Here is a 12959-nt window from a genome sequence, read left to right as displayed (position 1 = left end):
CAGGCAGCGGCACACCGCAGCGGGCGCAGCCTTGGTCGGCCCCTTCGCGCGGGAGCTGCGGGATCCCGCCCAGTGCATCTGCTTGCCGGACCACGAGTCGCCGTGAGTTGGATCACCGTCATCTGGTCCATGATCGCGGCGGCGTGTCTCACGCTCGCCGGGGTGCTTCTGCCGGTCTGGGTCAGAGATCGCACGGCCTGGCCCTATTTCTTCTTTCCGCTCATGGCCGTGGCGACCACGGTCTTTGTGTTCTTCGACTTGTGGATGATCCATGCGCAGACGCCCGAAGAATTCGGAACTGCGCTGAGGTGGGCGCATGTACCGATATGGCTTTTGCTCGCGTCGCTCGTCGCCTTCGTGCATGTGTACCTGAAGTCGGGTCGCCCGTGGCTCGCGTGGAGCGCCGTCGGGCTGCGCACGATCTCGTTGCTGCTCGATTTCACGACGGGACAGAATCTCAACTACCGCAAGATCACGGAACTTCGGCACATTTCATTCCTCGGGGAACCCGTCTCCGTGGCGGTGGGCGTACCGAACCCGTGGATGCTGGTCGGGCAGTTGAGCGTGATCCTGCTTTTGATCTATGTGGCCGATGCCAGCGTCACTGCATGGCGTCGCGGCAGCAGAGGCACGGTGCTCAGAGTCGGAGGCACCGTTGTCCTGATGCTGCTCGCTGGTGCAGGACAGGCCATGCTTTATTTCTGGGGAATCGTCGAGGCGCCTACCACGTTCAGGCTGTTCTACTCCGGCATCATCGTCTTGATTGGGTACGAGGTGAGTCGAGAAGTGCTCCGGGCGTCGCAACTCGTTCACGCGTTGCGCGAAAGCGAACAGCGGATGAATCTGGCCGCCGATGCGGCGAACCTGGGGATCTGGGTCCGGGAATTCACGCGGAACGACTTTTGGGCGAACGACAAGTGGCGGGGGTTGTTCGGCTTTGCGCCAACGGAACCGCTGGGTCTGGAGCGCATGCTGACGAGACTGCATCCCGACGATCGCGATACGTTCCGGCAGGTTTTGGCGAAGGCGGCTGCGGACGGAGGCGAATACGCGTCGGAATTTCGCCTGATGCTGCCGGACGGCAGCATCCGCTGGATTGCGGCTCAGGGCCGGGTCGACATCGACGCCCGTCACCGGCCGATCCGCACACGCGGCGCCTGCAGCGATTGCACCGCGCGCAAACAGGCCGAACAGGAAATGCTGCAGTTGCGGCACGAGATTGCCCACGCGGGGCGTGTCTCGGTGTTGGGGCAGCTCGCCTCGGCCCTCGCGCACGAAATCAACCAGCCGCTCGGTGCGATCCTGCGCAATGCGGAGGCGGCGTCGATCCTGCTGCAGCAGGCGCCGCCGGACCTCGACGAAATCCGCGCGATCATCGACGACATCCTCGCTGACGACCAACGTGCCGGCGCGGTCATCGACCGCATGCGAGCGCTGCTCAGGCGACACCACATCGAAACGCAGCCGCTCGACGTGGGCGAGCTCCTCGGCGACGTTGCGTCACTCTCGCGTTTCGACGCCGCGGCTCGACGCGTGAATCTGGTTCTCGACATCGCGGACGACGTGCCACCCGTACTTGGCGACCGCGTACATCTTCAGCAGGTATTGCTCAACCTGATCTCCAATGGCATGGATTCGATCGACGAGGCGGGCAGGAAGGTCCGGCGCATCGCTGTGACCGCCGTGCGCGATGGAGCGCAGGCCGTCGAGATCGCCGTGAGCGACAGCGGCTTGGGCATCCCGACCGACAAGCTCGAACAGGTCTTCGGTCCATTCTTCACCACCAAGTCGACGGGATTGGGCATGGGCTTGTCGATCTCGCGCACCCTCATAGAGTCACATGGTGGTCGCCTGTGGGCCGAGAATCTCGATGGCGGCGGGGCGAGGCTTCGCTTCACGCTGCCGGTTGCGAACGAGGTTGCCGCGGCATGAACGTGACCCAACCCACTCCCATTTTTGTCGCGATCATCGATGACGACGACAGCCTTTGTCGATCGCTCGGACGGCTGCTGCGTGCGTCGGGCATACAGCCGATCACCTATGCGTCGGCGGAGGCGTTCCTCGCGGATACGAAGCAGCCCCGGTTCGATTGCCTGGTGCTCGATGTGCAGCTCGGCGGCATGTCCGGCATCGCACTCGCCCAGCGCCTGGTCGCGCAAGGCGCGCACACGCCTTTCATTTTCATCACCGCGCACGACGATCCGGAAACGCGCGCCCGCGCGCAAGCCGCGGGCTGCGAGGCTTACTTTCGCAAGAACGATTCCGGTGCCGAAGTTCTAGCAGCCATTCGCCGGCTGACGACCTGATGGTCCCGTCATCACGCAGTACGGAACGGCTCGCTCGTTCGGGAAGGCGTGTCATGTGCTCGACCGAGCGACGCGTCCTGGCTCAGTCAATGGTCCGGTCAGCGCGCCGCTGCAGTTTGGAGGGAACGCGCACCCCCGCACAAGGCAAGAAGCTGCCAAGCCCTGATTCCCGAGCAGATCCCGAATCGAGAATCGAGATAGCCGCTTTCGGCGGGTTTTTTTTCAAGTCGGGATTGGCTGCCGGCCAGCCCGTGCCGCTCGTCGACGCGGCCACCGGCGAGGGCCGTCCTGGCGATCGAGCGGCTGCAGCCCGCAGGATGCGACGGAAGGTGGGGAAACCCTGCGCAGGACAGGGCTGCGCGATGAAGCGACTCGGGTCAACAACTTCCAAGTGCCTGCGTCGACAACCGGCCTGAACCCGAGGGTGCAGCAAGGCACCAACCGCCTCGAACACAGAAATCCGGAAGCCCCCGCGCTCCCTTCGCTACGATGGCGGCACTCCGTTCGTCATCCATCCCGCGACCCGATTGCCCGCCTCTCATCCTCAACCATGACCAAACCCGGGTCGCCATGGCGTCGACGCACAACCAAGTTGCTGCTGTGGGCGATCGGGCTGCTGCTTGCCGCGGCCTTGGGGGTGATGCTCTTCCTGAAGACACTCGACGCCGAGGTCTACCAACGAGCCGTGGAGCGAGAGCTCTCATCCGTCCTGGATCGGGAGGTGTCGATAGGCAGTCTGTCGTTCGACCTCGCCTTGCGGCCGACCTTGTCCGTGCGCGATCTGCGCATCGCCAACCCGCCCTGGGCATCGCGACCGGACTTCGTGACCGCTGCGAGCGGCGAGGCGCGCCTCGATCTCATCGCCCTGTGGAAGGGACGGGTCGAAATGCGCGCCGTGCGCCTGGAGGGTGTGGACCTGCTGCTCGAGCGCAATGCGCAGGGCGAAGGCAATTGGCCGTTCGGCACGCCCGATCGGGGCACCCAGCGCGCGGCATTGCCTGACTTCGGCACCGTGTCGCTGACCGACGTCCACATGGGCTGGCGGTCAGGCGGCCCCGTCGAGCGGGTTCGTGTCGATACCGCCGAGGCCACGATCAGCGACGGCGTGCCGTTCCGGGTTCAAGCGCTTGCCGACTATCGAGAAACGCCGATGCAGCTCACGGTGGAGGCCAACGCCTCGCTGCAGGCTGCACTCGACGGCGAGCCCTGGCGTCTGTCCGTCGGCCTGCGACCGAAGGGGGCGGCCCTCATGCTCGACGTGCGATGGCCATCGATCGCGTCGCTCGAGGGCGTCGAACTCGGAATCGAGATGACGGGCGAGCACCTCGACGCGTGGTCCGGCGTCCTGGGGCGGACATTGCCGGGATGGGGCCCCTACCGTCTGTCGGCGCAGACTCGCTACGCACGAGGCAGCCTGCAGGTCGAAGACCTGAGCCTGTCGCTCGATGGACTGCCAATGCAGCCGTCGCGCCTCGAGATCGGGTCGGGCAAGGCTCAGTTCGGCGCGAGCGTCGACACGCGGCTGGCGGTCGAGGGCAAGATCGGTGAAGCGGCGTTCTCGCTCGAGGCCAGCAGCGCGCCATGGCTCGCGCTGCAAAAGTTCGATGGCGTCGCGCCTCTCACGCTGCGCGCCAAGCTTGCGGACTTCACGCTGAGCGCCGATGGAAGCATCACGCCCGCGGCCGAAGCCACGGACTTCGACCTGGCGCTGACCGCCCGGGGCGACGCGCTGGCGCCGCTGCGCCTGCTTGCGGGCCCGCGCCTGAGCCAAGCCTTGCCGGTGGATCTCGCGGCGCACGTGACGCATTCCAAGGAAGGCTATTCGGCCAGGAACATCCGTGGCCGGGTACTCGCCTCGGCGGTGTCAGGCGATCTCGCGTACGCCAGCGCGCCGCGTGCGCTGCTGAGCGGGGCGCTGAACCTCGGCCGGTTGGACTTGAATCCGCCCGATGCCAAAGCGCTCGAATCGCCCGCCCCTGGGTCACGACCACGGGAGGCCTCCGGTGCGGGTGCGCCGGCGTGGCTCCAGCGCGTCGAAGCGGATCTTTCCCTGCGGATTGCAGCCATCACCGGCCTGCCGGTCCCGGCCAGCAATTTGTCCGGCCGGGTGCGCTGGCGCGACGACGCAGTTCGGCTGGAAGGGCTTGCCGCCACACTGGCCGGCACGGTGGTCACGGGAGACGGCACGCTTCGCTGGCGCGATGGCCGGCCGCAGATCGATGGCCATGCGAGCATTGCGGTGCTCGACGTCGCCAAGCTCGGCGGCAGCGTGGCGAAACCAGGACCGCGCAGTGCATTCGACGACCCACTGCCGCTGGCGCCGCTGCGTGCGTTCGATGCCAGGCTGGATGTCGACGTTGCCCGCATTGCGGGCGCACCGGTGCCGATCGGCCAGGTCGCTGCACTCGCGCATCTGCGGGGCGGCAAGCTCGCCATCGACCTGACATCTGCCACGGTCGCCAGCGCGCCGGTGCAGGGCCATGTCACGGTCGATGCGAGCGGGCGGGCATGGCGCGTCGATGCCAACGCGAGGGCCGACCGCATCGACGTGGCGGCGCTGCTGCGTTCGCCGAATCGGCCGGACACGACGAGCGGCGCGATCCAGGGACTGCAAGTCCTGTTCGGCTCGCGGGGTACGAGCGTGCGCGAACTCATGAAGCAGGCGAAGCTTTCCGTTCGCACCGCTCCCTTCTCCCTGGCGGTGGGTCGCGACCGCTCCCCGGTCCAGGTGCAGCAGGCGAACATCGAGGTCGAGCCGGGCGGCCCGGTGCGCGCGAGCGCGGTGGGCCATGCGCTCGGCGCGCCGATGGATCTGACGGTGGTCGCCGGGCCGCTGGCCGAACTGCTGAACCCCGAGACCGCGTGGCCGAAGATGGAAGCGAATCTGCGCACGGCTCTGGGCGGCGACACACTCCACGTCCTTGCGACCAGCGGGCCGCTGCAGCGTCTGATCGGCCTGCGTGACGTGCCGCTGGCGTTGCAGGCGACGCTGCCTGGCGCGCGCGCCACCCTGGACGGCAACGTGGGCAACCTTGCGGCGCCCATGGGCACGCGGCTCGCCGCCCGGATCGAGATCGACAACCTGGCGCAGACGGCGACGAGCTTCACCGCTTCGCGCCTGCCTGCCCTCCCGTTCAGCGCCTCGGGGCGGCTCACGCTGGGAGACGGGGAGGTGGCCGTTGACGATCTCAGCGCGCAGGCCGGCAAGTCGGATGCGGCGGGGCGGCTGCGAATTCGGTGGCGCGACCGGCCGGATCTGTCAGCGGATCTCACCTCCAGACTGATCGATGCCACACAGTGGGAAGAACCCACGGCCAATGAGACACCGCTGCTGGACCGGCCCATCCGCATGCCGTCCCTGCTCTCACGCGACGCGCAGCTGCGGCTGCGAGCAGAGCGCTTCCTTTTGCATCGATACGACTTGGAGAAGCTGCAACTCGATGGCACGCTCACGAACGGACTGATCGAGGTGTCGACCGCGGCGGCCGAAGGCGAGCTGCGCGGGGAACTGCGCCTTGACTTGCGCCAGGAAGTGCCTGGTGCGGCGTTGCGTCTGTCGCTCAAGAATGTCGATACAGAGGCGCTGTATACGGCACGCGTGGCGCCGCCGAGCGGGGCCGCCAGGCCGCCGCTGTCGATGAACGCGCAGTTCGCCGGCGCCGGCACCACGCTGCGCAACATGCTCGCGGCCGGGCGCGGCGAGTTCCTGCTGACCGCCGGCGCGGGCACCTTGCCCATCAATTCGGGCTATGGCTTCGAGAGGATTGCCGGCAGCCTCCTCCTGACGCTGGTGCCCGGCCGCAGGGCGGCGGACCACGCCCAACTCGAATGTGCGGCGGCGCGCTTCACCATCGCCGACGGCGTGGCCACCGCGAGCGACGGCGTCGCGCTGCGCCTGAAGCATCTGGACATCCTGGGCAGTGGCGCGGTGAACCTGAAAACGAGCGAGATCCTGTTCGGGTACCGGGCGGTGCGACGCGAGTTCTTCCGCTTCAGCTTGCTGGGCCTGACGAGCGGCGTCGCGAAAATCACCGGAACGGTCAGCCACCCGACGGTCGAACTGGACCCCAGCGGCATATTGCTCGTAGGGACCGCGGCCTGGGCCACCGCAGGGGCGTCGCTGCTGGCGGGCGACTTGTGGCGCAAGCTCGAGTCGACCGCCGACCCCTGCACCCGCATCGCTGCCGGCGCCCAACTTTCGAGCGAGCCGCTCGACGTGCTGCTGCGATCGTCGCGATCGGACCACTTGCCTTTGCCCCAGTCGCTCAAGCCCTGATCGAAGGCGACCATGAAGAGGTCGTGGCCCGCGGTGGCGAGCGTCTCGGCCTTGGGCGCGAAGGAATTCGACGCGGCCTCAAACACGCCGGCGACTGAAACGTTGCTCGCAAATATTCCGCCTTCCGCCTAAACTCATCTCCCATTTGTCGCCGCGCTTCGCGCGATCCAAGGCCCATCAACTGGCGCTCTGCATGTCCGATGACGTCATCAGCCCCGACTCTGCAGGCAGTGGCCTCGGGTGACGAGAGGTGGAACCAAGCCCCGATCAGGACGAGAATAGAGCGAGCACACTGGTCCTCGCGCTGCTGTCGCTGCTCGTGGGATGTGTCACCGGGTTGGTCTGCGCCCTGTTCCGGATCCTGCTTCGACAGGCCGATACCCTGCGAGGTGAGTTGATCGCGTTTGCGCATCAGCAGGGGCTCATGGGCCTTCTGCTCGTCGTCGCCAGCGCCGCAGCCGCGACCGCCGCCGCAGCAGCCCTGGTGAGCAGGATCTCCCCGAACGCTGCAGGCAGCGGCATCCCCGAGGTCGAGGCTGCGATCAGCGGTGGCGATCCGGGCCGGCCCGTGCGCACCGCCGCCGTCAAGTTCGTCGGCGGACTGCTCGCCATCGGATCCGGCCTGGCTCTCGGGCGCGAAGGCCCCAGTGTGCAGATGGGGCATTCGATTGCCGACATCATCGGCCGGCTGTTCCGGCGCAACCAACTCGACGCCCGCGTGCTGTTCGCCGCGGGCGCGGGCGCGGGACTCGCGACGGCCTTCAACGCACCGATCGCTGGCGCGGTGTTCGTCTTGGAGGAACTCCTGCGGCGCTTCGACACGCGCACCGCGGCCGCAGCGCTGGGCGCCTCTGCGGGGGCCATCGCAGTGGCCCGTGTATTCCTTGGCGTGGATCCGGATTTCACCGTGCCGGCACCGGCCTTTCCAGGCTTCGCGACGGTGCCGGTCCACATCGCCCTGGGCGTCATTGCAGCGCTAGCGGCTGCCGCCTATGCGCGAGCCGTCCTGGGCGCGCTGGCGATGGCCGATCGAGCTACCGGACTTCCGGTGACAGCTCGGGCGGCATTGATCGGCGGCGGGGTCGGTCTGCTGGCTTGGCTGGCGCCGCAATGGGTTGGCGGAGGCGACGCGATCACTCAGCAGACGCTGCTCAATGTGGGATCGCTGTCCACGATCGGCCTGATATTCGCAGTCCGCTTCGCGCTCGGTCCGCTGTCCTATGCGTCCGGCACGCCCGGCGGCCTGTTCGCGCCGATGCTGGTCCTCGGCGCGCAGATCGGGCTCGTATTCGGTCGACTGTACGACCAGTGGTTTGCGGGCGGCGCATCCCCGACCGCCTACGCCGTGGTCGGCATGACGGCATTTTTCACTGCGGTGGTCCGTGCGCCTCTCACTGGCATCTGCCTGGCGGTCGAGATGACGGGCAGCGCCAACCTACTGCTGTCGATGCTGGCCGCCTGTTTCGGGGCCATGGTCGTGATGAACCTGCTCGGGATCCCGCCGATCTACGACCTGTTGCGCGATCGGGCCGAACGCAGACTCCACCAGACTTCGACGAATGCCCGTACCGCAACCGAGCGTTGACCTTCGAGCTGGCTGGCGCGCGAGAAATACGAGAGCGACCGGACGCGGACGAAAACAATCATTGCCAATGTGGCCCCCGAAAGATCCTCAACAACGATCAGAACGGCTCAGCGCCAGCTTGATCGCGGGCCAAGTTGTCGATCATGATCAGGAGCGCCCGGCGGGCGATCTCTACGTCCTTCTCTGCAATACCATCTAGAGCAACGGCGTTGACGTCTTGTGCCAATGGCACAAGTACCTTCCTGAGTCGCCTTCCCTCAGGGGTCAGATGCACATAGATGTTCTTGCGATTTTCTGGACGTCGATCGAGTGTTACATACCCGAGCGACTCCATGGCGCGCAAAGCGATGACCGTCGTCGGCTCCATGACGCCGGCCTCGACGCTGAGTTCTCTCTTCGTGATGCCATCGCGCTCCCACAAGATGCGCAGAAACGTCCAGTGCCCCAGTTGAATGCTGTGCTCCGCAAGTCGGGACTGTAGCGCGCGAAGAAAGCCGCGCGTGGCATCTTTGACCAGGTGGGCCATCCGGTCGTCGGGTACCGCCTCATGCCAGCGCCGCAGCACGCGAGCAGCAACTTCAGCGTCATGCTTGAGAGTGGATTTCGACAAGGCAATAAGGTTTGGGTTGATCGACGTTGGATTGTGTCAGACGGCGATTTCGACATCGCAATCGAATCGCGCCGATTCGAGCAGAGCCAGACAGACGTCGAGCGTCGCGCGCGCCCACGCCCCGTCGTGCAGCGGCGCGGCGCTCATCACGGCGGCGCCGTACAATTCGTCGATCACCTCGAATCGAGGTACCGCGGGTGCGGGCAGCAGGCGATGGTCACGCTTGGCATCTCCATAGACCCACACGCCATCCGGCATCGGGCGCACGTCCCCTTTCTCGCACGAGACCACGACTGGGCCGAAGTGCTGGTGCCAGGATGCGCCAGCTTCCGGCGAAGAAGGAACATAGGAAGGCCCACCATATGTCCTCGCGGCCTTCAGCCGCGCCTCGTCTGCAGACGACTGCGCACTCGCAAGGTGGCGGCGCGCCGCACCATAAGACTCGGGGGACTTGCTCGCGCCCAACTCGCCGATCCAGCCGCACCATTCGTCCGAATCGAAATGACCGTATCCGTTGTAGCTGATGCTGGCAAATGCACCCCCGTCGAACCAGAGCAGCGCCGAGTACGCTCCCTGCGTGGGGCGCGAAGGATCCCAGTCGCCCATGATGGCGCGCGCCCGGACGACCGGCGTGCCGGCCAACAATCGGACCACGTCGACTTGGTGGGCGGCCTGGCTAAACACGACGCCGCCACCGACGGCGGTCTGAAGCTCTTCGGGTCGCCGCGGTCGATAGAGGAAATCGGTGTAGTTGAGCGCGTGGATCATGCGCACCCGGCCGAGTTCGCCGCTTAAGACGATCTCGCGCGCACGCAGGTACGGCGAATCGAAGCTGTGGCAATGCCCAACGATCAGTTGCACACCGGATTCGCGACAGTGCTCGATCATGGCGTCGCACTCTCCGCGCGTCAGCGCCATTGGTTTTTCGACCAGCACGTGTTTGCCGTGGATTGCAGCCACGCGTGTCTGCTCGGCGTGAAACTGGTGCGGGCTCGCGATGTAAATGGCTTCGATCGACGCGTCTCTTGCCAGCTCCTCAATACTGGCGTATGCCGGAGCTTCGAAGTCTCGCGCGAACTGAGACCGTGCCTCTTCGCGCGGGTCGCACGCGGCGGCGAGCTGCACTCGCCGATCTTGCAGCAGCGTCGGCAACATCAGCGTGAACGCGCGGCCCAAGCCGGCGACGCCGAGCCGGATCACGCGAGCTGAACCGTGCGCGTTCACAGGTCGAGGACCAGTTCGGCCGACTTGGCGCGCGACACGCAGATCATGATCTGGTTCGTCATCTCTTCGGGCATCAAAACCATGTCGCGATGATCCGCCACGCCGCTGACCAGCCCGGTGCGGCAGGTGCCGCAGGTCCCGCTTTCGCAGGAGGACGCCGTGTTGCATCCATGCTCGCGCAATGACGCCAATATCGACTTGCCAACCGGCACTTCGAATTCGCCGCCCGAACGTGCCAGCGTCACCTTGAAAGGTTGATCGTCCGGCCGCATGCCACCGCCTTCGTTGAAGCTCTCAAAGTGCACGTTCGACGATGACCAATGACCGGTCATGTCGCGCACTGCCTCCATCAGCGGCCGCGGACCGCAACAATACACGTGCGCGGTGTTCGGTTTTTCGAGCACGGGCCAGAGATCGAATGTGCGTTCGGGGTCGCCCTGGTTGTGGTGAATTCGCACCTGCTTGCGAAGCTCGGGCTGGCTTAACTCGTCAAGGAATGCCGTCGTCTCGGGAGATCGGGCCAGGTAAATAAGCTTCCAGGGTGCCGGCGGCAATTCGCCGAACGAACGAATCATCGATAGGATCGGGGTGATGCCGATGCCGCCGGCAATGAACAGATAGCCTTTGGCGTTGTCGACCAGCGGGAATGCGTTCTCAGGCAGCGAAGTAGGCAAGGTGTCTCCCTCGCGGGCATCGTTGTGCATGCTGAGCGATCCACCCTGGCCTTCGTCGCCGCGCTTGACCGTGATGACGTAGCGGTGCCGTTCGGCCGGATCGTTGCACAGCGAATACTTGCGCAATGCGCCATTGGGCGCCTGCACCTTGACATGCGAGCCCGGCGTGAAGGGTGGCAGCTCGCTGCCGTCGGGCAGTACCAGCTCGAAGCTGCGAATGCCTTCGGCCGCATCATAGGCACGCGCGATGCGCAGTGGCATCTGTGTGTCAGCGTGGGTATGGACAGACATGGCGTGGGGCCCTACTCGGCCTTCAGGTTGGCTCGTGCTGCAGCCGCAGTGACGCGCTGCGTCTCGCTACGAAGCGCTTGGGCCAGCTGTTCGGGCGAGCCGCCCACCGGATCGACGCCGGCCGTCCGAAACTGCTCGATCACATCCGGACGCTTGACGATCTTTGCGATCTCGCTGCTCAGCCGGGCTACCGTGTCTGCGGGCGTGCCGCTTCGGGCGAGTACGGCGATATTGAAGGCAAAGTCGAAGCCGGGAATCTTCTCGGCAAGCGCCGGCACGTCCGGTGCAAGCGGCGAACGCGTCAGGGAATTGATGGCCAGCAACCGGGTCCGCCCCGACTTCACGAACCCCATCAACGTGGGTGGGGAGGCGAACACCATGTCGACCTGACCGCCGATCATTGCCGGCACTGAATTGGCGCTGCCGCGAAACGGAATGTGGGTCAGATCCAGGCCCAGAGCGGCCTTCATGGCTTCTGCCGTGAGATGGTGGATGCCGCCCGGGCCAGACGAGCCGTAGGTCAAGGCCCCCGGGTTGGCCTTGGCCAGCGCGATCATTTCATCGAGCGTCTTTGCTTTGAAATTGGCGTTGACGGCCAGAAACAGAGGCGCCTTCCCGACCAGTGACACGGGCGCAAAGTCCTTGGCCGCGTCGTACGTCGTCTGCTTGTTAAGCAGCGGTGCGATGGCCAGCGTGGGGCCGTCCGTCACCAGCAAGGTGTAGCCATCGGCCGGGGACTGTGCCAAGGTCGCCGCGGCGACGGCGCCGGCCGCACCCGGCTTGTTCTCGACGACCACTGATTGGCCGAGCGCGTCCTGCAGGTGCCGCGCCAGCGTGCGCGCGACGGTGTCAGGCAAGCCTCCGGGCGAATAGGGCACCACGAGTTTCACGGGCTTCGAGGGAAAGGGCTCGGCCTGCGCCGTCAGGGGCAGCCCCAGGCCAACCACTGCCGTCGCTACGACCAGCTTCAGGAATTGGTTGCGTTTCATCGGGGATCTGTCCTCAAATGCTGAAGGTTTCGTAAGTTGACGGGTGGAACAGTTCTGCCACCCGGACATGGCGCGCCGACAGGCCCTGCTCATGGTGATGGCGCGCAAAGGTCTCCAGGGTCCGCAAGGCCGGAGTCACGCCATACGACCAATAGTCTTCGCCCATCGTCTGGCGCGCAGCTTGCAGTTGCTCTTCGACGAAGGGGAGCGTGACCTTGGTCGCCGAGGTGTCCGAGAGCAGTTCGATCGCCGCCGCCTTGGATTGCGTGAACGCCTTGAACACGGCGCCCGGCAGCCATGGATGCCGTTCCGCGAGTTCTTTGCGGATGGCAGCCACGTGCATGATCGGAAACACCCCGGTGCGCTGGTAGTAGTCCTTGGCGATCGCGGTGGGATCGTCGAAGAGCCAGCCGACGTTCGGGTTCGCGAGCGCAGCGCGACTCGGCGGCCGTGGCGCCATGAAGCCGTCGATCTCGCCGCGGTCGAGCAATTCGGATATCGTCGTGCCATCCGGCGCCTGCTCCACCCGCACGTCGGATGGCAATTGCAGCTTGATCTTTTCGGGTCGCCCGGCTGTTTCGATGCCGCCGCGGACCCAGGTGACGTCGGACGGGCGCACGCCATAGTCGTCTTGCAGAATCGAGCGCGCCCACACGTTTGCGGTGAGTTGGTACTCGGGCAAGCCGATGCGCTTGCCCTTGAGGTCTTCCGGCGCCCTTATGCGGTCTTTGCGCACATAGATCGAGGTGTGGCGAAAGGCGCGCGACAGGAAAACCGGCACGGCGATGTACGGGCATTCGCCGCGCGAATGCTTGACCAGGTAGCTCGAGAATGAAAGCTCGGTGATGTCAAAGTCGGCGCTGCGCATGGCCCGGAAGAACATCTCTTCCGGATTCAGCAGCATGTACACCGGATCCACTCCGTCGATCTGGACGCGCCCGTCCACCAGGGCGCGCGTGCGGTCGTAGTCGCCCATGGCGACCGACAGTTGCAACTTGCTCATC

At 65.8% G+C, this 12959-nt stretch carries 9 protein-coding genes; 4 read left to right on the top strand and 5 right to left on the bottom strand.

Annotation, left to right across the window (positions count from 1 at the left end):
• The first annotated feature begins 102 nt into the window (after window positions 1-102).
• The 4 genes from AC1DYD_RS11050 (at window position 103) to AC1DYD_RS11035 (ending at window position 8167) form a co-directional block, all read left to right on the top strand.
• Window positions 103-1932 (top strand): sensor histidine kinase, encoded by a 1830-nt coding sequence (locus tag AC1DYD_RS11050; RefSeq protein WP_478172771.1) that lies wholly within the window; start codon window positions 103-105, stop codon window positions 1930-1932.
• Entirely contained in the window at window positions 1929-2306 is a 378-nt protein-coding gene (locus AC1DYD_RS11045) for a response regulator transcription factor (RefSeq protein ID WP_478172770.1), read from the top strand. The genes AC1DYD_RS11050 and AC1DYD_RS11045 overlap by 4 nt, the downstream gene beginning before the upstream one ends.
• A 592-nt stretch (window positions 2307-2898) precedes the next feature.
• Window positions 2899-6582 carry an AsmA family protein gene (locus AC1DYD_RS11040; protein ID WP_478172769.1) on the top strand — a complete coding sequence of 1228 codons (3684 nt, stop codon included), beginning with the start codon at window positions 2899-2901 and terminating at the stop codon, window positions 6580-6582.
• Window positions 6583-6832: 250 nt separating this feature from the next.
• A complete protein-coding gene (locus tag AC1DYD_RS11035; protein ID WP_478172768.1) occupies window positions 6833-8167 on the top strand; it encodes a ClC family H(+)/Cl(-) exchange transporter in 1335 nt (444 codons plus the stop codon).
• A 97-nt stretch (window positions 8168-8264) separates the two neighbouring features.
• Here AC1DYD_RS11035 and AC1DYD_RS11030 read toward each other — a convergent pair whose 3' ends face one another.
• Genes AC1DYD_RS11030 through AC1DYD_RS11010 form a run of 5 tightly spaced genes read right to left on the bottom strand, consistent with a single transcriptional unit; the run spans window position 8265 to window position 12958 of the window.
• Window positions 8265-8777 (bottom strand): MarR family winged helix-turn-helix transcriptional regulator, encoded by a 513-nt coding sequence (locus tag AC1DYD_RS11030; protein ID WP_478172767.1) that lies wholly within the window; start codon window positions 8775-8777, stop codon window positions 8265-8267.
• 36 nt (window positions 8778-8813) lie between these two features.
• Entirely contained in the window at window positions 8814-9977 is a 1164-nt protein-coding gene (locus AC1DYD_RS11025; RefSeq protein ID WP_478172766.1) for a Gfo/Idh/MocA family protein, read from the bottom strand.
• 20 nt (window positions 9978-9997) lie between these two features.
• The gene (locus tag AC1DYD_RS11020; RefSeq protein WP_478172765.1) at window positions 9998-10936 is read right to left on the bottom strand and encodes a PDR/VanB family oxidoreductase; all 939 of its coding nucleotides are present in this window, start codon (window positions 10934-10936) and stop codon (window positions 9998-10000) included.
• Window positions 10937-10977: 41 nt separating this feature from the next.
• Window positions 10978-11955, bottom strand: a complete 978-nt coding sequence (locus AC1DYD_RS11015; protein WP_478172764.1) for a Bug family tripartite tricarboxylate transporter substrate binding protein — start codon at window positions 11953-11955, stop codon at window positions 10978-10980.
• A gap of 13 nt (window positions 11956-11968) precedes the next feature.
• Complete coding sequence (locus AC1DYD_RS11010) at window positions 11969-12958, bottom strand: substrate-binding domain-containing protein (protein WP_478172763.1); 990 nt, start codon at window positions 12956-12958, stop codon at window positions 11969-11971.
• Window position 12959 lies beyond the last annotated feature (1 nt).

This window comes from Variovorax sp. P4_B11, from assembly GCF_056402355.1.
The sequence above is the reverse complement of the archived record's forward strand: the minus strand, read 5'-3'. Positions and strand labels throughout refer to the sequence as shown.